Annotated in this window: 19 protein-coding genes, 2 pseudogenes and 1 riboswitch; of the genes and pseudogenes, 11 read left to right on the plus strand and 10 right to left on the minus strand. The window is 73.9% G+C overall.

The annotated features are described in order from the left end of the window. The coding region (locus tag MXD61_RS06645) for an MFS transporter (RefSeq protein ID WP_285223178.1) at positions 1-1,180 on the minus strand (1,180 nt) is incomplete at its 3' end. Positions 1,181-1,352: 172 nt separating this feature from the next. On the opposite strand from MXD61_RS06645, the gene MXD61_RS06650 reads away from it, so the two are divergent. From MXD61_RS06650 to MXD61_RS06660, 3 genes are all read left to right on the plus strand, one after another. After that, the gene (locus MXD61_RS06650; protein WP_248811950.1) at positions 1,353-1,928 is read left to right on the plus strand and encodes a TetR/AcrR family transcriptional regulator; all 576 of its coding nucleotides are present in this window, start codon (positions 1,353-1,355) and stop codon (positions 1,926-1,928) included. A 169-nt stretch (positions 1,929-2,097) separates the two neighbouring features. Then, positions 2,098-2,574, plus strand: a complete 477-nt coding sequence (locus MXD61_RS06655; protein WP_248811951.1) for a hypothetical protein — start codon at positions 2,098-2,100, stop codon at positions 2,572-2,574. A gap of 350 nt (positions 2,575-2,924) precedes the next feature. Beyond that, entirely contained in the window at positions 2,925-3,350 is a 426-nt protein-coding gene (locus MXD61_RS06660; RefSeq protein WP_248811952.1) for a PPOX class F420-dependent oxidoreductase, read from the plus strand. 93 nt (positions 3,351-3,443) lie between these two features. On the opposite strand, the gene MXD61_RS06665 is transcribed toward MXD61_RS06660, so the two are convergent. Then, on the minus strand, positions 3,444-4,607 hold the full coding sequence (locus tag MXD61_RS06665) for a hypothetical protein (RefSeq protein ID WP_248811953.1): 1,164 nt from the start codon (positions 4,605-4,607) through the stop codon (positions 3,444-3,446). Positions 4,608-5,153: 546 nt separating this feature from the next. Next, positions 5,154-5,921 carry a type I methionyl aminopeptidase gene (map, locus tag MXD61_RS06670; protein WP_248811966.1) on the minus strand — a complete coding sequence of 256 codons (768 nt, stop codon included), beginning with the start codon at positions 5,919-5,921 and terminating at the stop codon, positions 5,154-5,156. Positions 5,922-6,018: 97 nt separating this feature from the next. On the opposite strand from map, the gene MXD61_RS06675 reads away from it, so the two are divergent. Continuing rightward, positions 6,019-6,330: a helix-turn-helix domain-containing protein gene (locus MXD61_RS06675; protein ID WP_248811954.1), complete on the plus strand. Its 312-nt coding sequence runs from the start codon at positions 6,019-6,021 to the stop codon at positions 6,328-6,330. A gap of 76 nt (positions 6,331-6,406) precedes the next feature. On the opposite strand, the gene MXD61_RS06680 is transcribed toward MXD61_RS06675, so the two are convergent. Then, the gene (locus MXD61_RS06680; protein ID WP_248811955.1) at positions 6,407-7,390 is read right to left on the minus strand and encodes a TIGR03620 family F420-dependent LLM class oxidoreductase; all 984 of its coding nucleotides are present in this window, start codon (positions 7,388-7,390) and stop codon (positions 6,407-6,409) included. Between the two features lie 112 nt (positions 7,391-7,502). Here MXD61_RS06680 and MXD61_RS06685 point away from each other — a divergent pair, with 112 nt between their 5' ends. After that, a complete protein-coding gene (locus tag MXD61_RS06685) occupies positions 7,503-8,126 on the plus strand; it encodes a TetR/AcrR family transcriptional regulator (protein ID WP_248811956.1) in 624 nt (207 codons plus the stop codon). Between the two features lie 87 nt (positions 8,127-8,213). Here the strand turns inward: MXD61_RS06685 and MXD61_RS06690 are convergent, their stop codons facing one another. Genes MXD61_RS06690 through MXD61_RS06705 form a run of 4 tightly spaced genes read right to left on the minus strand, consistent with a single transcriptional unit; the run spans position 8,214 to position 13,657 of the window. Then, positions 8,214-8,741, minus strand: coding sequence for a cobalamin biosynthesis protein (locus MXD61_RS06690; protein ID WP_248811957.1), 528 nt, complete (start codon positions 8,739-8,741; stop codon positions 8,214-8,216). Further along, positions 8,722-10,317, minus strand: a complete 1,596-nt coding sequence (locus MXD61_RS06695) for a cobyrinate a,c-diamide synthase (protein WP_248811958.1) — start codon at positions 10,315-10,317, stop codon at positions 8,722-8,724. The genes MXD61_RS06690 and MXD61_RS06695 overlap by 20 nt, the downstream gene beginning before the upstream one ends. Further along, entirely contained in the window at positions 10,311-10,919 is a 609-nt protein-coding gene (cobO, locus tag MXD61_RS06700) for a cob(I)yrinic acid a,c-diamide adenosyltransferase (RefSeq protein ID WP_163550841.1), read from the minus strand. Before cobO ends, MXD61_RS06695 begins: the two co-directional genes overlap by 7 nt. Further along, positions 10,916-13,657 (minus strand): VWA domain-containing protein, encoded by a 2,742-nt coding sequence (locus tag MXD61_RS06705; RefSeq protein ID WP_248811967.1) that lies wholly within the window; start codon positions 13,655-13,657, stop codon positions 10,916-10,918. Before MXD61_RS06705 ends, cobO begins: the two co-directional genes overlap by 4 nt. Before the next feature lie 231 nt (positions 13,658-13,888). Further along, positions 13,889-14,038, minus strand: a riboswitch (cobalamin riboswitch). 130 nt (positions 14,039-14,168) lie between these two features. Here MXD61_RS06705 and MXD61_RS06710 point away from each other — a divergent pair. After that, positions 14,169-15,296, plus strand: a complete 1,128-nt coding sequence (locus MXD61_RS06710) for a pentapeptide repeat-containing protein (protein WP_248811959.1) — start codon at positions 14,169-14,171, stop codon at positions 15,294-15,296. A 133-nt stretch (positions 15,297-15,429) separates the two neighbouring features. Here the strand turns inward: MXD61_RS06710 and MXD61_RS06715 are convergent, their stop codons facing one another. Next, entirely contained in the window at positions 15,430-17,100 is a 1,671-nt protein-coding gene (locus tag MXD61_RS06715; RefSeq protein WP_248811960.1) for a helix-turn-helix domain-containing protein, read from the minus strand. 44 nt (positions 17,101-17,144) lie between these two features. Here MXD61_RS06715 and MXD61_RS28730 point away from each other — a divergent pair, with 44 nt between their 5' ends. The 5 genes and pseudogenes from MXD61_RS28730 to MXD61_RS06735 form a co-directional block, all read left to right on the plus strand. Further along, positions 17,145-17,342 (plus strand): FxLD family lanthipeptide, encoded by a 198-nt coding sequence (locus MXD61_RS28730; RefSeq protein ID WP_374628531.1) that lies wholly within the window; start codon positions 17,145-17,147, stop codon positions 17,340-17,342. Between the two features lie 147 nt (positions 17,343-17,489). Beyond that, complete coding sequence (locus MXD61_RS06720; RefSeq protein ID WP_374628533.1) at positions 17,490-20,474, plus strand: lantibiotic dehydratase; 2,985 nt, start codon at positions 17,490-17,492, stop codon at positions 20,472-20,474. Then, on the plus strand, positions 20,471-21,715 hold the full coding sequence (locus MXD61_RS06725) for a lanthionine synthetase C family protein (RefSeq protein ID WP_248811962.1): 1,245 nt from the start codon (positions 20,471-20,473) through the stop codon (positions 21,713-21,715). Before MXD61_RS06720 ends, MXD61_RS06725 begins: the two co-directional genes overlap by 4 nt. Next, complete coding sequence (gene fxlM / locus MXD61_RS06730; protein ID WP_248811963.1) at positions 21,712-22,926, plus strand: methyltransferase, FxLD system; 1,215 nt, start codon at positions 21,712-21,714, stop codon at positions 22,924-22,926. The genes MXD61_RS06725 and fxlM overlap by 4 nt, the downstream gene beginning before the upstream one ends. Before the next feature lie 146 nt (positions 22,927-23,072). Further along, positions 23,073-23,819 (plus strand): annotated as a pseudogene (locus MXD61_RS06735) (DegT/DnrJ/EryC1/StrS family aminotransferase); the annotation flags it as partial. Here the strand turns inward: MXD61_RS06735 and MXD61_RS06740 are convergent. Beyond that, positions 23,816-24,478 (minus strand): annotated as a pseudogene (locus MXD61_RS06740) (glycosyltransferase); the annotation flags it as partial. The pseudogenes MXD61_RS06735 and MXD61_RS06740 sit on opposite strands and share 4 nt — an antisense overlap. Positions 24,479-24,551: the final 73 nt, after the last annotated feature.

Consider the following 24,551-nt stretch of genomic DNA (forward strand, 5'->3'; position numbering starts at 1 on the left):
GGGCGCCCCGCCCGCGGGCGGGGGGGGGGGGGGCGCCCGGGGCCCCCCCCCCGGGGGGGGGGCGGGGGCGGCCGGCGCCGATGCCGGCGCCGGCGAGCACGGTGCCGGTGAACAGGGCGGTGGTGGACCCGGCGGCGACGGCGAGCAGGGTCAGGGCCACGCCGACGATGAGCCCGACGAGGCCGGTGAGCATCATCGTGGCGGCCGGGGCGGTGCGGGCGAGGACGACGGTGAGGGCCGCGGTGCCGGCCAGGGCGAGCACGGCGAGGCCGCCGAGCAGGATCGCGTGGCGGCCGGTGGCCTCGCCCGCACCCGCGACGCGGCGGGCCAGGGCCGGGCCGAGGGAGAAGGAGAAGCCGGTCAGGGCCCAGGTGGCCACCAGGCAGGGCCCGGCGGCGGGCAGGACGCGGCGTACCGGGGCGGGCAGGCTCAGGTGCGGTCGCAGGCTGGCCAGCGCCCCGGGGACCCGGGGCGACGTTTCGGTCATGACCAGGACGCCGACGGCCTGGGCTGCGACGACGGCGAGCAGGAGCAGGTAGACGAGCCGGGTGGGCGCGGGCAGCAGCGCGACGCACAGGGCCGAGCCGGCGGCGCCGAGCGCGGTCCCGGCGAAGGAACCGGCGGCGTTGAACAGGGCGCCGCGGGTGGGGTGCAGATCCAGCAGGGCGGCGCCGAGGGCGCCCATGGCCGTGCCGGTGGCCAGGCCCTGCCCGGCGCGGGCGGCCACGAGTGCCGCGACGCCGTCGGCGCGCACGAACACGGCCAGGGCGAGGATCTGCACGGCGCAGGCGGCGAGCAGCACGGGGCGGCGCCCGAGATGGTCGGACAGGCCGCCGGCGACGAGCAGGCAACCCAGGACGGCCAGGGCGTAGACGCCGAACACGACGGTCAGGGTGATCGGGGAGAACCCCCAGTGCGCCTGGTAGACGGCGTACAGGGGGGTGGGGACGACGGAGGAGGCGAGGAAGGAGGTGAGCATCGAGGCGGCCAGGGCGAAACTGGCCCCCGCCCCGAGCCGGCCGGCGAGCCTGCCGCCCGCCGGCCTCGAGGGCCCCGCCGACGTCGAGGGCCCCGGGGGCAGGCCGGTGCGGGAACCCGCGGGGGGCTGGGTGCCCGCCGGCACGTGCCCGGTGGCGTGGGTGTCGGGTGCGAGGGTGGGCAGTGCGGGGGGCACGGGCATCGGGGTCCCTTCCACCGGACGGCGGGCACCTGGCGGGTGACGGGCCACCATCCGGCCCGTCACAGCCAACCCGTTAAAGCCACAAGTTTGCGTTAGTGGGGACGGTAGTCCACCCCACCCGTGAACGCAAAGATTTCGCGTGGGGCGGGGGGTTGTGCACTACGCTCGAGACGTGAGTCCCGAGGGTCCGCGTCCGGGTGGGCGTAGCGCGCGGGTGCAGGCCGCGGTGCACCAGGCGGTGCGGGGGTTGCAGGCCGAGCGTCCCCGCGGGGAGATCACCGTGCCGCGGGTGGCGGCGCGGGCGGGGGTGACACCGTCGACGGTGTACCGGCGCTGGGGGGATCTCACCGAGCTGCTGGCCGATGTCGCCGCCGAACGGCTGCGCCCGGATCGTCCCCCCGTCGACGCCGGGGGGTTGCGCGCGGATCTGCTGGCCTATGTCGGGGGGTATCTCGAGGAGGTGTCGTCGCCGACGGGCCGGGCGGTGCTGCGTGACGTGGTGGCCGCCTCGTCGGCGCCGGAGCTGCCGGCGGGCCGCTGTGACGCGTATGTCCGCGCGCAGCTGGGGATCATCGTCGAGCGGGCGCGGGGTCGGGGTGAGCGGGTGCCGCCGGTGGCGCGGATCGTCGAGACAGTGATGGCGCCGATCACCTACAGCGTGCTGTTCGCGTCCGCGCCGCTGGCCGCCGCCGACGTGCGGCGTCTGGTCGACACCGCCCTGGCCTCCACGGTGACCGCCGCCGGGTGACCGTGGCGGGCATCCCCCTGACGGCCCCGATGATGTGATTCCGACCACATGAAGATCGACATGTGGATAAGGGTGTCGATGGGGCGGTGGGTAACGTGGCGTGCGCCTGTGGACGTCCTGTGGAGAAGGTCTGATCCTGCGTGGCGCCGGGAAGTCAAGGGGTGGCGGTGTGTATGCGCTGCGGTATCACTGGTGCATGGCCTCGCTGCACCTGTCCCCCCGTCACCGTCACCGTCAGCGTTCCACGCCGTCCCCCGTCGCCGCTTCCGTCGCCTCCGCTGTCTCCGGCGCCGGTGTCCCTGTGATCGCCGCCGGTGCGGGCGCGCCCCGTCCGGTGTCGTCACCTCGGGCGGGTGCGGGCGCGGGCGCGCCCGGTGCGGGTTCGTCCGGTGCGGGTTCGTCCGGCGGTGTGTCGCCGCGCAGGGGGGTGGTCCGCGGCGCGGGGACGGCGCTGCCGCCGAGTGTGGCGCGGGTGGCGGCGCGGACCCGGTTGTCCGTGGAGCTGCTCGCGGCGCTGCTGGAGGTCGAGTCGCGTACCCACGCCACACTCGAGGACATCGAACGCGCCGACGCGCTCGCCGAACGTCTGCTGGTACGTCGCGGCGACCGGCTGCGTGCCTCCGCCGGTCTCACCCCCGCCGCGTGAGCATCGCACCCCGCGCCGAACGGGGGTCGGTGGACGGGCTGCGTCTACCGCATCTGCCGTGCCCGGCCCGGCTGGGCAGCCTGTCGTGGACGTCGGGTGGGGCCCCGTCAGCGGCCGTGACCATGAGATGCCGAGGGTTGGTCGGGGATGGGGACCTCGCCACGCCGAACAACCCTCGGCATGGCGCCTCACAACCCTCGGCGTGAGGCCCCGACCCGACACCTGCGCATCTTGGCCGCCCCCACGGGGTCTGCCCGGGTGTTCCTGCGCGGACGCGGATGCCGCTGGGGTGGACGGCAGGCGGCGGCAGGCGGCGGCAGGCGGCGGGGACGCGGCGTAGGGTGCCGGCCATGGTGGCGATGGAGGCGGGGCGGTGGCGGGCGTTCGTGTCGGCGGGGACGCGCACGGGCAAGCTCGCGACGGTGCGGGCGGACGGGCGTCCGCATGTGGCGCCGATCTGGTTCCTGCTCGACGGCGAGGACGTGGTGTTCAACACCGGGGCGTCCTCGGTGAAGGGCCGGTCGTTGGCACGCACGGGGGTGGCGTCGCTGTGTGTGGATGACGAGGCGCCGCCGTTCGCGTTCGTGACCGTGACGGGGACGGTGCGCCTGAGCGAGGATCTGGACGAGGTGCGGGTGTGGGCGACGCGGATCGCCGCCCGGTACATGGGTGCGGCGGCGGCGCCGGCCTACGGGGCGCGTAACGGGGTGCCCGGGGAGCTGCTGGTGCGGCTCACGCCCACCTCGATCGTCGCCGAGCAGGGCGTCGCCGACTGACCTGCGGCCGACCAGCCCAGGCCCGGTCGGCCAGGACCCGACCAGCCCGAACCCGACCAGCCAGGACCTGGTCGGTCCGGAGCGGCGGGGTGGTCAGCCCAGGCCGGTGGGGCGGGGGGTGCCGGTCAGGGGTGGGGCGGAGATGAGCAGCAGGATCTCGTGGACGCGGCCGGCGAGCACCCGGGAGGGGCGCAGGTCGAGGATGGCGACCATCTCGTCGAGGGCGGCGCCGGTGGCGGCGGGGTCGTCGTGGACGAGGGTGGCGGCCAGGGAACCGAGCGCCCAGCCGCGTTCGAGGGTGTCGGGGGTGGTCAGGGCCACGGCGCGGCGGGCGGCGGAGCGGGCGCCGGGCACGCGCAGGCGCCACATCGCGTCGGCGACGACGCAGGCCTCGCGGGCCTCGTCGAACGGGGGCCAGCCGGGGGTGCGCAGCGCGGGGACGCTGGGGCGGTCGCGCAGCGCGAACAGGGCGGCTTCCAGGGCGGGTTCGTCGCCGGTGGCGGCGGCGATCTGGACCTGTTGGGCGGCGGCCCAGCCGTGCAGGGCGGGATGGCGCACGGCGGCGGCGCGGGCGGCGGCGGCGCGGGCGGCGTCCAGGCGGCCGTCGGCGAAGGCGACGAAGGCGTCGAGGCTGTGGGCGGTGCCGGCGAGCAGGCGGTCGTCGAGATGGTCGGCGTACTGGGCGGCCAGCGTGGCGAAACGGCGGGCGCTGGTGTCGTCGCCGGTGTCGGCGGCCAGGTAGCCCAGGCAGAAGGACAGGTAGCCGGCGGCGCGGGTGAGTTCGCAGTGCACGGCGGGGGAAAGCCGCCGGCCCAGGGCCGCGGTGACGCGGCGCCAGTCACCGATGACGGGGCCGAGCAGGTCGGTGTGGGAGACACTGAGCAGGGTGGTGGCGTAGCGGTAGAGCCGTTCGTCGATCTCGCTCAGTGCCAGCGGGTCGGGGTCGGCGTAGGCGATCTCCCGGGAGATCATGGCGGCGGCGCGGGCGGCGGCGGCGAGGCCGTACCGGTCGGGCAGGCCGAAGCCGCCGCCGGGTGTGGTGGGCGTGGGCGGACAGTCGCCGTCGTCGGTGTCGCCGTCGTCGGTGGCCGCGGCCGCCGTCCCTACGCCCTCGGCGCCCATGCCCCTGTTCCTGCCCGCGGTGCCACCACTGGCAGCACTGCCACCACTGGCGCCACTGCCACTGCCGCTGCCGCTGCCGCGACCGGTGCCGCTGCTGGCACCGGCACCGGTGCCTGGCCGTTCGGCGGAGTCCATGCCCAGCCTCCCCTCGCGTTCCGGGTGGTGGAGTGCGATACGCGCCGCGGCGGGTGTCGACAACGTGACGCTCGGCACGGTATCGCGTGCGTGGGGGGGTCTGTACAGGGCTTTGGTGAAAGCCGACTCGTCCCCACGGTATCCATCCGGGACATTGTTCCTCTTGCGGACAGCAGGGGTGGGGGCTATGTCGCAAAGGGGACCCGTTCGGGGGTTGTCGTAGCCCTGACTCTGTCGTCTCCGACCTTCCGAAACCCGGCCCGTCCGCACGCCACACCCCCCGGCCGGGCACTCACCGCACCACCTGTGGCACCTATGGTGACCGGTTCCGGCGCGCCCCGGTGCGCCGCGGCTTCGCTCCGTCCACCACGGTGTCAGATTTGGGAATAATGTCCGATATTTGGGCAGGCGGGGGTGGCGGGCCCTGTCGTCCGCGGGCGTCGTGTCCATTCCCGGGCGTCGACGGAACCCATTGGCACTGTTTCCGGCATTGGTGCCAATGTCGGGTGCGCCATTGTCGCAATGCGGCGCGGGTCAGCCGTGGATTCAGAGTCGGGTGAGGATGCGGGGTCCGTCCGCGGTGATGGCGACGGTGTGCTCGACATGGGCGGCGCGACTGCCGTCGCGGGTGCGCAGCGACCAGCCGTCGGGATCGGTGTGGAAGGTGCCCCGCCCGCCGGCGAGCAGCATCGGTTCGAGGGCGAGGACCAGGCCCTCACGCAGCCGCAGGCCACGGCCGGGACGGCCCTCGTTGGGCACCGGCGGGTCCTCGTGCATGTGCCGGCCGATGCCGTGCCCGCCGAAGCCCTCGAGGATGCCGTAGCCGCCGGCGCGGGCGACGGTGGCGATGGCGGCGCCGATGTCGCCCATGCGCCCCCCGGGCACGGCGGCGGCGATCCCGGCGTGCAGGGCCGCGGTGGTGGTGTCGATGAGGACGGTGTCCTCGGGACGGGCCGCGCCGACGGTGAAGCTGATCGCCGCGTCGCCGGTCCAGCCGTCCAGGGTGGCGCCGCAGTCGACGCTGACCAGGTCCCCGGCGCGCAGCGGGGTGTCGCCGGGGATGCCGTGCACGATCACGTCGTTGACCGACACGCAGATGACCGCCGGGAACGGGCTGGGCGCGAACGGTGGCTGGTAGTGCAGGAACGGGGAGAGGGCTCCCGCCTCGCGGATCACCGCGTGGGCGGCGGCGTCCAGGTCGCGGGGGGTGACCCCGACCGCCGCGGCCGCCCGGGCGGCGGCCAGCGCCCGGGCCACCACCGCCCCGGCCGCCGCCATCGCCTCGATCGCCTGCGGTGTCTTCATCTCCACCATCGCGCCCCGCCCACCCATCCCGCGTCCCGCGTCCTGTGCCCCGATGCCCGTCCAACCGGCCATGCGGCGATAACTATACCGGTATTACTATCGGGGTATGGTGCGGACGGCGTTGACCACAGCGGAGCGGGCCCGTGGCGAGCGGCTCGGCGCGTTGCTGCGCCGGGCGCGCGGTGAGCGCAGCATCGTGGCGGTGGCGGCCGGCGCCGGGGTGTCCGCCGAGACCCTGCGCAAGATCGAGACCGGGCGGATTCCGACCCCGGCGTTCTTCACCGTGGTCGCCCTGGCCACCACCCTCGGGGTGTCCCTGGACGTCCTGGTCGACGCGTGTGCCGTCGCGGCCGCCGAGGCGGAGTCGGCGTCGCGGCGGGACGCGCGGGTCCCCGGGGCGAGGGTCGGCGCGGCCTGAGCGCGGACCTCACCCGGAGACGATCAGTGGCCTGTCCGCGCCTCGGGACCGGCCATGCGGTGGCCGGGGGTGGTGATCAGATGTGCTGTGGGAGGGAAGCGGCGGGGGCGTCGGGTAGCGCGTCGGCGAGTCTGGCGAGGGTGTCGACGGCGGCGTTCAGTGTGGGGGCCGGCACGCGGATCAGGACGCTGTCGGCGCCGGCGTCGAGGTGTTCGGTGAGCCGTCGGGCGAGGGCGGCCGGGTCGCCGTGGGCGAAACGGTCGTCGATGAGCCGGTCGCTGCCGCCGTGGGCGAAGTCGTCGTCGCCGTAGCCGAGACGTCGCAGGTTCCTGGCGTACGGCGAGGTGGGGCTGCCGGCGGCCAGGTGGCGCCGTGCCAGGGCACGGGCGGCGGTCGGGTCGGGTTCGTCGAGGATGACCTGTTCGGGCACGAGGAGCTTGTCCGGGCCGAGGATCTCGCGGGCGAGCGCGGTGTGGGCGACCGGTACGGAGAACGGGTGGGCGCCGTCGGCGTGGTCGCGGGCCAGGGCGAGCATCCGCGGGCCCAGGGCGGCGAGCAGGCGGGGAAACGGCGCGGCCAGCCCCCCGGCGGCGGCGTCGGTGTCGGCGGCCGCGGTCATGGCGTCGAGGTAGCGGCGCATCACCGCCACCGGCGACGCGTCCGAGGTGGCGCGGGCCGCCGGGACCGGCGGATCCCGCGGGTCGCCGGTGTCGGCTGTGATCCCCACGCCCAGGCCCAGCAGGAGCCGGCCGGGGAACGCCTCGGCGAGGGTGGCGGCGCCGGCCTGCATGGCAGCCGGGGTCCGGTTGCCCACCCGCGCGATCCCGGAGCCGACGAGCAGACGATCGGTGGCCGCCAGCAGCAGGGCGAGGTGGGCGAAGATCTCCTTGGGGCCGTGGGCGCCCTCGCCGACCCAGACCGAGCCGAAACCGAGCGCTTCGATGCGGGCGACCTGCTCCCGCTCGAGCGCCGCGGGGGTGGCTCCCAGCACCGGGGCGGGCGCCAGCCACACGCCGAAGCGTCCCAGCCGTGCCCGGAACCCGTCTGTTGTCGTGGTCACCCGAACCTCCTACGGCGGCGCCGGAACGCCGACCAAAAAACGGAACAGCTTTCCGATTTGATCGGCTACCCTACGGAAACATGTTCCGTTTTGCAATGCCGAGGGGATGACCATGAGCGCGCCGCAGCGGGCCACCCCGGAGGCCGCACCGGCGCGGGCTGATGTGCGACGCAACCGTCGCCGGCTGCTCGACGCGGCGCGCGCCGCGTTCACCGAGGGGGGCGTGGACGCGCCCCCCGCGGAGATCGCCCGTCGGGCCGGTGTCGGCGTCGGCACCCTGTACCGCCACTTCCCCGACCGGGCCAGCCTGGTCGACGCCGTGCTCGGTGACCGTTATGACACGCTGCGCGACGAGGCCGACCGTCTCCTCGACGCCTGCGCCGCCTCGGGGGCCTTCGCGGCGCTGACCACCTGGCTGGATCTGTTCGCCTGCCACCTGGCGCTGTTCCAGGGGATGGCGGACTCGCTGCGTCCCACCCTGCTCGAGCCTGCGGTGGACGCCGCCCGGGGATGCGACGCGATGCTCGCCGCCTGGGACCGCCTGTTCACCCGGGCCCAGCAGACCGGCGCGATCCGCCGCGACGCCCGTCCCCGGGACATCCTGCGCGCGGTCAACGCCCTGCGCTGGGCCACCCAGGGCACCCCCACCGCCACGGACGAGGCCGACCGTCTGCGCGCGCTGCTGCTCGACGGCCTTCGCTACCAGCACACCGACGGCATCCGGGCAGGTCGGTGATGTCGGCCGGTGCCGCTCGGTCGGTGGGCTGACCGTGGCGATGTCACGCACCGCGTCACCCTCGGGCGCATCCGTCCTGGATGTCGGCTACGCACATCCGGTGCTCGGGTGTCGGGCGATGGCGAGGGTGGCGCGGGGGCTGGTCTGTTTGCGCAGGACGAGACGTCCCGGGGATGGTGCGACGGTGTCGGGCCGGGTGGAGGTGGTGGGCAGGGCGAGTTGGCAGGCGGCTTCGGCCACGCTCGGGGTGCCCAGGGCCGCGGCGGCCGCGGCGCTGGGGTGGGGGACGTCCACGGTGGCCAGCAGTGCGGCGGGGTGGGCGATCAGCGGCCAGCCGTGATGGGCGGCCGCGCCGCGCAGGCCGGGTTCGCGGGCGCGGACGTCGACGGTGGCCAGGGCCCGCACGGACGCGGGGGACGCGCCCAGGGCGCGCAGGCCGTGGTCGATGAGGGCGAGGACCTCCCGCGTCTGCACCCCGGGCCGGGCGCCGATGCCCACCACGAGATCGCGTGCGCTGTGGTGGGGCGGCGGGTTCCCGGGTGGGGTCCTGGTCCGCGGGCCGCGCGGGGTGGGGCCGCCGGTGTGCTCAGGCAGCTCAGGCGGCGTCGATGGCATCGGCGGGATGTCCGGTGTCGGCGGGATGGGCGGGGCGGGTCGCGTGGGCGGCCTCGAGCAGGCGGCGGGCGATGTCGGGCTGGCCGGCCCAGTGTAGGTGCAGGTAGGAGGCGTGGACCTGGCCGCGCACGAAGCCCTCGGCACGCCACCGGGTCGCCGTCTCGCCGCCACCGCCCCGGGCCGCGCCGCCACCGCGGGGTGCGGTGGTGTCCCGGGCGGGTGGGAGAGGGTCGTCGGCGATGGGAAGCCACCAGGCGGCCCCGGTCGCCGCGCCGGGGGCGGGCAGGACGGTGCGGTGGAACTCGTGGGCGCCCAGCGGGGTGCCGGCGGAGGTCAGGGGGCTGGCGGTGGCGGCGATGGCGTGGCGGTAGCCGAGGGTGAGGCGGGGGCCCATGACGGCGGCGACGTCGAGCACCCCGCACATGGGGACGCCGTCCAGGGTGGTGGCGAGGTAGAGCAGGCCGGCGCATTCGGCGCTGATGGGACGTCCGGCGGCGGCGAACGCGGCGATCGCGGCGCGCAGCGGGAGGTTCGCGGCGAGGTCGGCGGTGTGTTCCTCGGGGAAACCGCCGCCGAGGATGAGCGCGTCGGTGCCGGCGGGCAGGTTCTCGTCGCGCAGCGGGTCGACGGTGACGACGTCGGCGCCGGCGGCGCGCAGCAGTTCGGCGTGTTCGGCGTAGCCGAAGGTGAACGCCGCCCCGCCGGCCATCGCGACCCGCACCGGCCGTCCTCCTGTGCGCGGCGACGGCGGCCGCGCAGCCGAAGCCGGGGCTGGGATCGGGGAGGGCGAGGGTGCGGGGGTGGTGAGGGCTTCGGTGGGCTGCCAGGTGGGGGTGTGCAGGGGTGGGGCGGCGCGGGCGACGCGCAGCAGGGCGTCCAGGTCGCAGGTGGTGGCGACCAGGTGGGCGAGGCGGTCGACGGCGGCGACCGCGGCGGGGCGGCGTTCGGCGGCGGGGACCAGTCCCAGATGCCGGGACGGGGTGTGCACGGTGGTCTCGCGGGGCAGCGCGCCGAACACGGGCATGCCGATGTCGGCCAGCGCGTCGGTGAGCAGCCGGCGGTGGCGTGCGGAGCCGACCCGGTTGAGGATGACACCGGCCAGGTGCAGCCGCGGGTCGAACATCCGGAAGCCGGTGACCAGCGCCGCGATCGAGCGGGATGCCCCGGAGGCGTCGACGACCAGGACGACGGGGGCGTCGAGCAGGCGGGCGACATGGGCGGTGGAGGCGTGGTCGGGCTGCTCGCCGGCGCGGGGTGTGGCGACCCCGTCGAACAGGCCCATCACGCCTTCGACGACGGCGATGTCGGTGCCGGCGGCGGCGTGGGCGAACAGGGGGGCGAGCCGCTGCGGTCCGCACAGGACGGCGTCGAGGTTACGTCCGGGTCGGCCGGTGGCCAGCGTGTGGTAGCTGGGGTCGATGTAGTCGGGGCCGACCTTGTGTGGGCTGACCCGCAGGCCGCGGGCGACCAGCGCGGCCATCAGTCCGGTGGCGACGGTGGTCTTGCCGGCGCCGGAGGTGGGTGCGGCCAGCACGAGCCGGGGCAGGTCGAGGCGGCGCGTCGGGCCGGTCACCATTCGATGCCTTTCTGGCCCTTCTGGCCGGCGTCCATGGGATGGCGGACCTTGGTCATCTCGGTGATGAGGTCGGCGGCGTCGAGCAGGGGGGTCGGGGCGGCCCGGCCGGTGATGACGACATGTTGGGCACCGGGGCGGGTGCGCAGGGTGTCGACGACCTCGTCGAGGTCGAGCCAGCCCCAGCGCAGCGGGTAGGTCATCTCGTCCAGGACGTAGAGCCGGTAGGTCTGCGCGGCCAGGTCGCGGCGGATCTGCGCCCAGCCTTCGGCGGCGGCCGCGGCCGGGTCACCGGCGGGGTCGACGCGGTTCTGGATCCAGCTCCATCCGGCGCCCATCCGATGCCAGGTGACGGTGCCGCCGGCGCCGGACTCCCCCAGTGTCTCGAGGGCCTTCTCCTCACCGATGCGCCATTTCGCCGACTTGACGAACTGGAAGACGCCGATCGGCCAGCCCTGCGCCCAGCCGCGCAACGCCAGACCGAACGCCGCGGTCGACTTTCCCTTGCCGTCGCCGGTGTGCACGATCAGCAGCGGCCGGCCGCGGCGCGCCCGGGTGGTCAGCCCGTCGTCCGGCACCGTGGACGGCACCCCCTGCGGACTCATCGGGACGGCTCCTTGATCTCGACGCGGACGGCCGGTGGGGCCGGTGGGGCCGGTCGGGTGGGTGGGGCGGGTGGGTGCAGCAGGGGTAGGGCGTCGAGCGGGATGGTCGGGGCGCCGAGGGCGTCGGCGAGACGGGCGGCCAGGCCCAGCCGGATCATGCCGGTCTCGCAGTCGACGACGACACTGGCCAGCCCACCCGCGGCCATCCCCCGCCCCCCACCGCCGCCGCCGCGGGCACCGGACGTTCCGGACGCGGCCAGGGCTGTGGGGGCGCTGCGACGCAGGGCGTGGGCGACGGGCAGCGGGTCGCCGCCGGCGGTGGCCCGTCCGTCGGTGACGACGACGAGCAGGGCACGGCGGGACGGGTCGCGGCGCCGTTCGGCGGTCAGCACCTGCCCGGCGCGCAGCAGACCGGCGGCCAGCGGCGTCCGTCCGCCGGTGGGCAGGGCGTGCAGGCGGGCGGCGCCGGCCTCCACACTGGAGGTGGGGGCGAGCACCACCTCGGCGCCGGCGCCGCGGAAGGTGATCAGACCGATGCGGTCGCGGCGCTGGTAGGCGTCGACGAGCAGGGCGAGTACCGCGGTGGTGACCAGGGTCATCCGGGCCCGTGCCGCCATCGACCCGGACGCGTCCACGCAGAACAGCACCAGGTTGCCTTCGCGGGCGACACGGTGCGCGCCGCGCCGGTCGGACGGCACCAGCCGCAGCGCCCTCTCCCCACCCTGGCCGCCGCCCCGGGAGGCCTCCGGGAGGGCACCCGGGACCCTGCCCGGGGTGACGTCCGGGGTGAGGTCCGGGGTGGACGGGGGGGTGCGGCGGCCGCGGGCGTGCTGGTGGGGGGCGGCGGCGAGCAGGGTGGCGGGCAGGTGCAGGCCGGGGGCGCTGGCACTGGTGGCGACGACCGCGCCGCGGGTGGTGCGCGCCGGGGAACGGCGTCCGCTGGCTGACGAGGTGGCGCCGAGTCCGCCGACGGTGAGCGTCCGCGGCCGAAACAGCGTTCCCGGTGCGGCGGCGGTCCCGGTCGCGGTGGCCCGTCCCGGCAGGCCCACACCGCCGTCCCCGCCGGTGCTGGTGGCGGCGCCGTGTCGGCCGCGCTGCCCGGGTGGGGCCAGGGTGGGCCCGGTGGGACGGGGCGGGAAGGCGGGGCGGCCCGCACCCGGCGGGTGGGCGCCGGGTGGTGCGGCGGCCCGCGGGTCGTCGGCCAGGGTGTCCACGGTCGGGGCGTCGGCATCCGCGCCGGCAGCGGCCAGCTCGGGATCACCAGGCTGCGCGCTGTCACCGGGCCGGGCGGCGTCCCGGGCGGTGTCGAGGTCGTGGTCGTCCGGGGTGAGAAGATCACCGTCCGGGTCGAGATCGTAGGGATTGTCCAGGTCGTAGGGGGTGGTGGCCCGCGGGTCGCTGGTGTCCGGGTCGCCGGTGTCGGTCATCCCGCCCGGTTCCGCGGAACCGTCTCCCGGACCCTGACCGGACCCGCCGGGTCCCCCAGATCCGCCAGATCCACCGGGACCGTCGGGACCGTCGGGACCGTCCTCATCGTGATCGCCGTCGTCGTTCCCGCCGGGGCCCTCCGACCCATCAGGATCCTCGGGGCTGTTCCCGGTGTCGGGGTGGCGGGCGGTGGCGGCGTTCGAGGACGCGCCGGCCTGGCGGCGGGCCTCGGCCTGCTCACGGGCGCTGCTTTCGGCGGCCACGGCGTCATCGAGGCCGGCCAGGGCGTCGGCGAGGACCGCGGCGAGGGTGGCGTCGTCGAGGTCGGGGGCGTCGAACGGGCCGCGGCGGCGCCGATGCGGCAGGGCGAGGCGGGCGCCGGTGCGCAGGTCCGCGGCGCGCACGGTGTCGCGTCCCGACCAGGCGGCGAGTGCCAGCGCGGTGCGGGCCAGCACGACGTCGGCGCGCATCCCGTCGACGTCGAGGCCGGCGCAGATCGCGGCGATCGCGTCCAACGCGGCGTCGGTGAGGGTCACCGCCGGCAGGCGCACGGTGGCGGCGGCCACCCGGGCGGCGAGGCGGGCCTGCGCGGGCGCCCAGGCGGCGACGAACCCGGCCGGGTCGGCGTCGTAGGCCAGGCGGCGACGGACCACCTTGGCGCGCAGCCGCGGGTCACGGCTGGCGGCGACGGTGACGGTGAGCGCGAACCGGTCGAGCAGCTGCGGGCGCAGCTCGCCCTCCTCGGGGTTCATCGTCCCGACCAGCACGAACCGCGCCGGATGCCGGGCGGACACCCCGTCGCGTTCGACGTGGGCGACACCGGTCGCGGCCGCGTCCAACAGGACGTCGACGAGATGGTCGCCGAGCAGGTTCACCTCGTCGACGTAGAGGATGCCGCGGTGGGCCGCGGCCAGCAGCCCCGGACGCAGCACACTCACCCCGTCGGCGAGCGCCCGGTCCAGGTCGAGGCTGCCGGTGACCCGGTCCTCGGACGCGCCGACCGGCAGCTCCACCAGCCGCACCGGCCGCACCACCGACACGGACACCGGCGAGGTGGACGCGGACGAGGTGGACGTGGGGTCCGCGCCGGGTGGGGAGGCGGGCGGATGCGGTCCGTCCGGGCAGCGCGGGTCGGGGGCGGCCGGGGCGCAGGCGAACCGGCAGCCGCGGACCACCTCGACCGGGGCGAGCAGGTCGGCAAGCCCGCGGACCGCGGTCGACTTGGCCGTGCCCTTCTCCCCGCGCACCAGCAGCCCGCCGAGGGCCGGGCTGACCGCGTTGAGCAGCAACGCGAGCCGCAGATCGTCCATCCCGACGACCGCCGCCAGCGGGAACCCGCCGACCCGGTCCGCGGCGAACGGATCGGCCCGACCCGCCGGCGAGGTGGTGACACTCGACGGTTGCGCGCAACCGGATGGGAGCGCCGTGGCCGGTTCCGCGGAACCGGGTGCTGCTGTGGAACCGGATGGTGCTGTGGGTGGTGCTGGCATGCCGCTGGTCCTCCCCAGGTCCTCGCCCGTGGTCGTCCATCGCGACGGCCGGAGTATCCTGGCTCCCGGATCCTGCGCGCCGCCGTCGGCCTTCCAACCGCGCTGGCGGTCGTGACCTGCCCCTGTGGCTGTAGGGCACGTGGAGGGCGGCGCTCTCCGGTGACAGTGGCGGGACCGCGCCGGATTCGCACCGGCTTCCTCCGCTAGCTGTCGCGTCCGCCAGCATGTCACATCCGCCAGGCCGCGGTGGCGTCGTCGTCCAGGCCCCACCCGCCGGCCCGACCCGCCGACGTGCCGCGCTCCCGGTGGGACGAGGCGAAGGAGACCCCCCGTGTCCACCCCCCGACCGGACGGCCCACCCCCCGCACCCGCCTGCACCGACCCGGGGACGACGGGGACGACGGGGACGGCCACGGGGTCCGTCCCGGCCGCCGGCCGGGCCACGGCGGTCACGCTCACCCTGGTGGACGTGGCGCGGGTACGGGCCGGGCTGCGCGCCGACTGCGCCCGATGCGCGGGATTGTGCTGTGTGGTGCCCGGGTTCACCGCGTCCGCGGACTTCCCGATCAGCAAACCCCCCGGTGTCGCCTGCCGGCATCTGGACGGCGAGCATCGCTGCGGTATCCACACCGAGCTGACCGGACGCGGTTTCGCCGGCTGCGTCGCCTTCGACTGTCTCGGCGCCGGCCAGCAGACCACCCAGGTCACCTTCGCCGGCCGTTCCTGGCGCACCCACCCCGGCGACGCGCCGGTGATGTTCGCCGTGTTCGGGGTCCTGCGGGTCCTCCACGAGTCGCTTTACCACCTGGGCGCCGCCCTGAGCGCCCTCGACCCGTCGGGTTCGGACACCGCGGCGCTGGCCGCCCGCCTGCGGGAACTGTTCACCGCCACCCTCGCCCTGACCACCACCACGGACGCGGACCGGCTGCGCGCCGTCGACCTCGACCTCCACCGCCGCACCGTCCATCTCGCTCTCACCGAGGCCAGCACCGTCCTGCGCGGCCCGGCCGCCCCGTCCACCGGCCGGGCCGGCCCGAACGACGCCGGCACCCGCGGGGCCGGTGGGCGCGGGGTCCGCGACGGGGATCTGATCGGCGCCCGGCTGGCCGGCGCGGACCTGCGCGGCGTGGTCCTCACCGGACGTCTGCTGCTCGGCGCCGACCTGCGAGGCGCGGACCTGCGCCACGCCGATCTGCGCGGCGCCGACCTGCGCGGGGCGGATCTGCGCGGCGGGGACCTGCGCGGGGCGTGGTTCCTCACCCCGATGCAGCTCGCCGCCGCCCGCGGCGACGCCACCACCCGCCTGCCCACCGGCCTCGACCACCCCACCCACTGGCCCACCACGGCCATGGCGGACACCACGAGCACCGGCAGCACGCCAGCTCCTTCGTCCGCACCTCACAAACGCGGCCGGTCGGCACCTGACCGCCATCGACGCAGCCGGCGCACCCCACGATGACCAGAGACACGATGACCATGGGGGACGACGAGACCGCCTGTCCCTCGTCGTCAAGGCAGAAGGCACCCGTTCGCGTCGCGCCAGTACATATGCGGCGTTAGCTCCAGCGGCCCCGTGCTCGGGATGGGGCGGTCTACGTCGTCGTGGCGACCAGTGCCTTGCGGATGTGATCGCGGAGGTCAGCGACTGCGGGCTGGTTGCTGTGCGGAACGGCCATGGTGTCGAGCACGCGCAGCCGGGCGTAGCCGCGGGTGGAGGAGAGGCTGGTGATCGCGTTCACGGCGCCGTGGCCGGTGGCCACCGCCCCGGTGATGTCTCCGGCTTGGAACTGCACGGAGGCCAGCGGGGGCAGGATGACAGCGCGGCTGCGCTCGTATTCCGGGCCGTAGCTCGCTGCGGCGGTGGCCAGCTTTTCGATGGCTTCGCCTGCGAACTCCGGGTGGGTCAGTGCCAGCAGGTACAGGGAGTGGCCTTGCTGGGCGGTGATCTCGGCGTCGGTGACGTACCACGCCCACGGTGGGGTTGTGGCGGGGTCGGCAGCAGCGTAGGTGTCTTCGGCATTGCCGATGGCGCGGCGGGTGGGCTCGGGTTCGCCCAGGGCGGCCCGGCACCATCCGAGGACGGCGAACAGGTAGCCCTGGGTGATGGTGCTGACGGGGTGGCGGCGGTTGGCGGCGGTGGCAGAGGCGAGTTGCACCAGGCGCAGCGCTTCGTCCGCGCGGGCCGCGTGTGCGACCGGGTCGAGGCTGTGCAGGTGCAGCGCCTGATGCGCCAGGTCCAGAAGGAGGTCCACGGTGAGGTCCGGCGCGCGCGGGTGGTCGTCGGCACGGCGAGCGGTGTCGAGGGCGTAGGTCCACAGGCGACGAGCGGCGTCGTGGTCATCGACGTCGTAGGCCATCCAGCCAGCCATGCTCGCCAGGTCGGCGAGGGCGATGAGCAGCCGGTCCCGGACCTGCGGTGTGCAGGAGGAATCCTCGAGTCGGCGTACCTGGTGTAGCTGGGTGACGGCGGCGGCACGGTACAGGCCACCGCCGTGGGCGAAGTCGGCCCGGCGGAACCCGTCGGTGATGGCCTCGATCACGTCGACGTCGGCGGCGCCGATGCGGGGCCGGGACGCGGGTGTGATGTCGCCGGGCAGCAGGGAGCCCAACCGGCTGAGTTCGGGATGCAGGTTCGATCCCAGGGTGGCAGCGGTAACCAGGGCGAGGAAGTCTCTGCGTTCCAACCAACTCACCTCCTCCTGCATCACAACGCTACCCGGGGTTTCGCCGGGGAAGCCAAGTAGGCGGGGTGCAATCCCCAGGCGGTTGGCCAGGCGGGCGGCCAGCCTGACGTGGGTGAGTCGCCGTTCGCCGCGTTCGACGGCCGAGACCCGTGATTGGGAGAGTTCCAGCAGGTCAGCGAGTTGAAGTTGGGACAGTCCCGTGTGGTGGCGGACCGCGGTGAACACCGGGCCGAAATCGTAGCGTGCTAGGGCGGCGCGTAGTTCCGCATCCTCGTAGAAGTCTTCGGGGATTGGCTTGCGGAACCCGGCGGCGCGGGTGCAGGCGCTGCACATCGGCGTGGTGGCGCTCGGTGTGGTGTTGCAGAACTGACAGCGCTGTCGTTCTGGACCAGCCATGGGCCGCCTTCCCAGACGGTGTTCGGGCAAGTTCACAGGGTAGCCCGGCGCTGGCTGTTCGTTGGTGGGTTCGACCGCGGCGCTGGCAAGCCCCACTGGGGCTAGCTCCACCGGGGATCGCAGAAGCATCGGGTGGATAGGACAGTGAGCGCCACGCCGGGCAGTTGACGACCGCTTTTCCACGGCCAGGCGGTAGGAGACCTCATGTGTCGAGTGAAAGGTGCAGCGTGACCACAACCCTGACTTCCGAATTCCATCCCCTCCTCTCGCCGGCGACCAGCCCGGTCGTCGAGGACCCTTTCGCTCTCGACGTGCGGATCATCACGGATGTTCCGCCGGGTGACGCACTCGCGGGCTGCAAGGGCGGCACCGACGACGGGTGCGACCCGACCTGCGCGTCGGCGTGTGTCTCAGGCGGGGTGTAGGTCCGCTGCTTCGCGGTGACAGGTCGGGTGGGACCCCGGCCTGTCACCGTTCTTCGTCGTGATGACGGTCTGGAGGTTTCGATGGGTGCCCGCGACCGGACGCCGCTCTACCGGCATGTCTAGGTTACGTTGCTGCGGGCCGCAGCCGTGCCGTTGTCCGACGCCTCGCAGCGGTGGCCTGACCTGACCGATACGGCTGGGTGCCGGCGCTGGCTGGAGCAGATGTGGTCCAGGCCCGAGCTTGCTGACGCGATACGCCAGGCCAGTCCCTCGCTGGGCGCCGGTGTCGACGCGATCCGCACCGGACGTGCTGTGAGCGACAAGCAGATCCGCGGTGCAACGACCTCCACCATTCGTTATCTCCTGCGCAGTATCGGCCGTCCCACCCCCTTCGGTCTGTTCGCAGGCGTCGCCGCTGTGTCTTTGGGTGCTGCGGCGCGAGCGGAGTGGGGTGGGGAGCATCGGGGTGTGGTCCGGGCTGACACCGGATGGCTGGCGGACATCATCAGCCGCCTGGAGGGGTGCCCGGATCTGCTGGAACGACTGCCGGTGATGGTCACCGATCTCGCGGTGCGCCGCGGCAGCCGACTTGACATCCCCCAGGGGCAGAACCGGGTGACGATCCGCCGCACCCCCGCGGTCGAGGCCGTGGCCGCCCTGGCGGCAGCCCCGGTCCGCTTCGGTTGGCTGCTGGACCTGCTGAGCAAGGACTTCGCCGTGGACCGCTCCCGGGTGCAGGTCATGCTCACCGAGCTGGTGCGGCAGGGCTACCTGCTGACCAGTCTGCGCGCTCCCTTCACCATCACGGACCCCCTCGCGTACCTGATGGACCGGCTACGCGAGGTCGAGGCCGCGAGCGTGCCGGCCGTCGCGACGACGGTGCGGGAGCTGGAGAGCGTTGTGGCCACGATGGGCCGCCACAACACGGAGGGGACCAGCCGAGACGAGCAGAGGCGTGTGCGCGTGATGCTCACCCGTCGGATGCGGGAGCTGTCGGCACAGGGACGAACCCCGGTGGCGGTGGACCTGCTGCTCGACTGCGCGGTGACGCTGCCCCTCGAGGTCGCCCACGAGATGGAACGTGCCGCGAGCGCGCTGCTGCGGCTGAGCCGGCAGCCGAACGGCGAGGCGTCGTGGCGGGACTACCATGCCGCGTTCGTCGATCGTTACGGCACGGGCACCGTAGTGGCGCTCGCCGACGTTGTTCAGCCCGACGCCGGGCTGGGATATCCGTCGGGCTACAGCGCGAGTGTGCTGCCCTCGCCGGCACCGGAGATCACCGGACGTGATGAGCGGCTGCTGGCGCTGGCCTGGCAGGCGCTGGCGGACGGCACCCGCGAGATCGTTCTCACCGACCCTCTCATCGACGAGGTGACTGGCGACACGTTGGATGAGCGGTACATCCCGGCGCACGTGGAGCTTGCCGCTCGCATCCACGCGGCCACCACGCAGGCGCTGGAACGCGGGGATTTCCTGCTCACCGTGGCACCGGCACGTTCCGCTGGCACGCTCACCAGCCGGTTCACCCCGATGGCCAGCGGCTCCGGCTTGGCGCAGGCCTATCGCGCGTTGCCTGCCGCCACCGCGGGCGCGCAGCGGGTGCAGTTGTCGTTCGGGCCGTTCTACCCGCATGCGGAGAACGTCGCCCGGGTGCCGCCCTACCTCGATGAGCTGCTCTCGTTGGGCGAACACCGCCGGCCCGACGAAACCGGCCAGCTGACAATCGACGATCTGGGGATCACCGCGACCCGCGACCGGTTGCACCTGATCAGCCTTGCGCGCCGCCAGATCCTCGAGCCGCAGGTGTTTCACGCGCTCGCCCTGGACAAGCAACCAGCGCCCCTGGCCCGGTTCCTGGCCCACCTACCACGGGCGTTCTCCGCCGCCTGGTATCAGTTCGACTGGGGCCCGCACGCCCACCTGCCGTTCCTACCCGCGGTCCACTACCGGCGCACGGTCCTGTCCCCGGCTCAGTGGCGGCTCACGTCCGCCGACCTCCCACCACATGGGGCGGGCCCTGACCAGTGGCGGGCGACACTCGACCGGTGGCGTGGGCGCTGGAACTGTCCTGAGGTCGTCGAGCTGCGCGACGCCGACCGCACGCTGCGCCTCACCCTCGACGAGCCGGCGCACGCCGCGCTCCTGCGCGCCCATCTCACCCGCCGCGGTCAGACGATCCTCACCCCCGCCACGGCGGCGACGGAGTACGGGTGGATCGGCGGCCACGTCCACGAGATCGCGCTGCCCCTTGTCAGCACCCGCCCCCCGGCGCCCAACCCCCTACGCGGCGCGCTGCCCGCTGTGACAAACACCAGCGGGCACCTGCCCGGCGCGCCGGATACCCGGTGGCTGTCGATGAAGCTGTTCACCCATCCCGAACGGATGGGTGAACTGGTCACCGAGGAGCTACCAGGCCTGCTGGCCAGCCTTGGCGCACCTGACTGCTGGTGGCTGCGGTACCGCAGCGCGCACGAACGGGACCACCTGCGCCTACGGCTACGCACCACCGCCGATCGCTACGCTGAACACTCCAGCGCGGTCGGGGAGTGGACGCGGCAGATGCGGCAGGCGGGACTGATCGGACGGCTGGTGATCGACACCTACCATCCGGAGATCGGCCGCTACGGGCACGGCGAAGCACTGGACGCCGCCGAGCGCGTCTTCGCCGCCGACTCCACCCTCGCCGCCGCCCTGCTGCGCCAGCTCCCGTCCACCACGGCGGATATCCCCCTGGCCGTGGCCAGCATGGTCGACCTTGTCCGCGGCTTCTTCGACGATCCCGACGAGGCGAGGAACTGGTTGATCACCCGGCCGGAGCCGGCGGCCGGCATGGTCGACCGGACGGTGGCCAGCCAGGCGATAGCGCTCGCGACCGACCCGCGCGGGCTGCCGGTGCTGCCCGGCTGGTCGGCTGACACCGCGCTGGCATGGCGTGGTCGCGCCAATGCGCTGGCCTGCTACCGCAAGACGCTGCCGCCCGAGGCGAACCTCGACGTGGTGGCGGAGTCGTTGCTGCACCTGCACCACAACCGGCTCGTCGGCATCGACCAGGACAGCGAACGCACCTGCCGGCGCCTGGCCCGCCGCGCCGCCCTCCACGGGCGGCATCGACCCGGCGGTGCCGCCCGGTGACCTACACCGACCCGCACACACCGCCACCCGACCACGAACCCAGCCCCGGCTGGGGCCAGTCCCTCGCCGGTGGGGCGGCCGGCCTGGCACTGCTACACATCGGCTACGCCCATGCCGGCATCGGCGACTGGGCCACCGCGCACCAGTGGGTGAAGGCGATGACCGCCCGCCCCGTCGCCGCCGACCGGAATGCCAGCCTGTTCCGAGGCGCCCCGGCGGTCGCGTTCGTGCTGCGCACCACTGGCCTGCCCGCCTACAGCTCAACGCTCCGTGCTCTCGACGAGCACACCGTGCGCATCGTCCGCGTGCGTCTGGCTCAGGCGCACGAACGGATCGACCACGGCGTCCTGGCCGACTTGGGGGAGTTCGACCTCATCAACGGGCTGACCGGACTCGGCGTCTGCCTGCTGCACGCCCACCACGCCGACCCGACCCACCCCGGCGACGCACCACTACGCGAGGTGCTGTCCTACCTCGTCCGACTCACCCAGCCGGTCAGCATCGGCGGCACCACCCTGCCCCGCTGGTGGACCCCGCACGGCCCGTCCGGACGTCCCGATCCACGCTGGCCCACCGGCCACGCCAACCTCGGCATCGCACACGGCATCACCGGACCCCTCGCACTGCTGTCCACCGCCATGATCGCTGGCATGACCGTGCCCGGCCAGGCCGACGCGATCGAACGCATCGACCGGTTCCTCGACGCCTGGCGCTGCGGCCCGCAGCACAGCCCCTGGTGGCCAGGCATGATCTCCGCCCGTGAATGGGCCAACGCCGCCGTCGACCAGCCAGGCCCACAACGCCCCTCCTGGTGCTACGGCACCCCCGGCCTGACCCACGCCCGCCACCTCGCCGCCCAGGCACTGCACCATCCCGCCGGGATCGACGCCGCCCAGGCCGCGCTCGTCGCCTGCATCACCGACAACGCCCAACTCCACCAGCTCCGCGACGACTCGCTCTGCCACGGCTGGGCCGGACTCGTGCACACCGCACGCCGCACCCTCACCGACACCGAACCCGACAGCGACAGCGCCCAGGCGCTGGCCGACCTCGAACGCCGCTGGCAGCAACGAAACCCGAAGACCCTCCACAACACCCCCAGCGCGAGCGGACTGCTGGAAGGCCACAGCGGAGTCGCCCTGACCTACCTGCCCGCAGACATCGACTGGGATGCCTGCCTGCTCACCGCCCCACCCGTACCGATCAGTGTCTCCGCACTGGCCGTGAAAGGAACCGGATGACCAACGCCACCAGCACCCGACCCGAAGACCTCCGCGAGAACATGATCATCCATATCCGTGCGGCCGGCCACCTGCACTCCACCCGGATCGAACAGGCGTTCCGTTCCGTGCCCCGGCACCGTTTCGTACCCGCGGCCTCGACCGAGGAGGCCTACCAGAACCGGGCGATCACCATCAAGCCCGGCAAGGACCGGCCCGCCAGCTGCATCTCCGTGCCCACCGTCGTCGCGATGATGCTCGACCAGCTCAACCCCCAACCCGGCGACCACATCCTGGAGATCGGCGCTGGAACCGGCTACAACGCCGCCCTGCTCGCCACCCTCGTCGGTGACACCGGCAGCGTCACCACCGTCGACATCCACCCCGACGTCACCGACCACGCCCGCCGCACCCTCACCGACACCGGCTTCGAGCAGGTACAGGTCGTCACCGCCGACGGCGCCCTCGGCCACGCCGGCAACGCCCCCTACGACAAGATCATCGTCACGGTGGGGCCGTGGGACCTACCCCCCGCCTGGTTCGATCAACTCAGCGTCGGCGGAACCCTCGTCGTCCCGCTGCACTGGCGCGGCCAGGCCCGCAGCGTCGCCTTCACCCGCCACGACACCCACCTGCGCGCGGACAACAGCCGGCTCTGCGGCTTCATCCCGATGATCGGAATCGTGCCGACCGGGGAACGCACCGGCACCATCACCGACAACGTCGCGCTCTACTGGGACACCGACCAGAACATCGACCCGCACGCGCTGCGCGGCGTGTTCACCGAGCCCGCCACCACCGTCTGGTCCAATGTGCACGTGGTCGCCAATGAGCCCTTCGACCACATCTGGCTCTGGCTCACCGCCACCGAACCCGGCACCTGCCGCCTCGACGCCGAAGACGACGCGATCGAGGCCGGCCTCTGCACCCCCGCGTTCGCCTACCGCACACCCACCCTCGTCGACGGCGACAGCCTGGCCTACCTCACCACGCCCCGCCGAGCCGAGCAGCCAGGCCCGAACGGCGAACGCCACTACGAACTCGGCGCCACCGGACACGGACCCGCCGCCGCCCACCTCGCCCAAAGAATCATCGACCAGATCCACCGCTTCGACCGCGACCGCTCCGCCCAACCCCTCATCACCGCCTACCCCGCCGACACGGCAGACACGAAGCAATCGACCGGCACGGCGATACACAAAAGCCACACCCACCTGATCATGATTCCCTGAATGGAACGCCAGAGGCATCCCCCGGCCCGACCGGACACCATCACATAAAGCGCCAAGGACACTCCGAAGCATGACTTGATGGTGGGCGCTCCTGGCCGTCGGGGTCGGGCCGGGCAGAGAGGTGATCGTTCCATCCGGCGACGAAGGCCGTGATGCCCATCCTGTACGGCGGCCGGGCCGTCCCCCTTACCGGCATCCGCGACGACCTGGACCGGCGCGGCATCGCGATCGTCGAGGACGCAGCCCACGCCTTCGGCTCCCACCAGGACGACGTCCGGGTCGGTGCGGCAGGGGCGCTGACCTGCTTCAGCTTCGACCCGATCAAGAACATCACCTGCGGTGACGGTGGCGCCGTCATCCCTCGCACCCCCGCCGACGCCGACGAGCTGCGCAGGCTGCGGCTGCTGGGCATCACCGCCACGCCCCGCGACCGGGCCACCGTCACCACCTACACCGTGGACGGCCCCGGGCTGCGCGCCCACCTGTCCGCGCTCAACGCCGCTGTCGGGCGGGTCCAACTCGCCCACTTCGCCGAGATCACCAAGCGGCGCATCGCCCTGTGGCACACCTACAACGACGCTGTCTCCGACATCGAGGACGTCACGGTGGTCGACGTCGACATCGCACACACCACCCCGTTCCACTTCGTCGTTCAGATCCCCGACCGCGACCGCGTCTTCCATCAGCTACGCGCCGCCGGGATCGGGGTCGGCGCCCCCTACCCGCCCAACCATCTCCAGCCCGCCTTCTCCCCCTGGCACACCCCCCTGCCGATCACCGAGCAGGCCGCAGCCCGGATCCTCAGCCTGCCGTTCCACCCCGCCCTCACCCACAGCGACGTCCAACAGGTGGCGGCCCTTCTACGCCAGGCGTTGGAGGCCCGCCTGGCCTAACGCCCACCGGCGGCGTCCAGGACCACGTCCGCGAGGCGTTCGGCCGCGTCCGGCCGGCCGAACGCCCGCGCCCGCCGTGCCATCGTGGTACGTGCCGCCGGGTCGGCCAGCAGCGGCTCCACCGCCTCGCGCAGCCGCTCCGGTGACACCTCACCTTCCAACGCCACCGCCGCGCCCGCCTCCTGCAGGTAGCGGGCGTTGTGCACCTGCTCGTTGCCCGCGGCGGACGCCAACGGGATCAGCACAGCAGCCTTGCCCAGAGCGGTCAGCTCGGCGACCGTCCCCGCACCGCTTCGCGACACGACCACATCCGCGAGCGCGAGGACGTCGGCGACCTCCCCACGCAGGAACCCCGTCAGGAAGTACCGTCCTGGCACCGCCAGGCCCGCGGCGGTCGCGCGAAACGGCTCGACATTGCCAGGGCCGCACTGGTGGATCACGTTCGCACGCTCCACCAGCCACGGCAGCACCCCGGCCACCGCGGTGTTGACCTGCACCGACCCCTGCGCACCACCGGTCACGTACACCGTCGGCAACGCCGGATCGTGACCCGCCCAGCCCAGCGACGCCGTCGCCCGAGACGCCTGCCCGGCCAGGATCTCGGCACGTACGGGATTGCCAGTCACCACGGCCGTGGCGCGGACCTGGCCCGGCATGAGGTGCCCCTTTTCTCCCGGACAGCGGTCCCTACTAGAATTAGGGGCAGCACGGAAGGGGTAATAGTTGACGCAG

Source organism: Frankia sp. AgPm24, from assembly GCF_023243055.1.
Classification (GTDB): domain Bacteria; phylum Actinomycetota; class Actinomycetes; order Frankiales; family Frankiaceae; genus Frankia; species Frankia umida.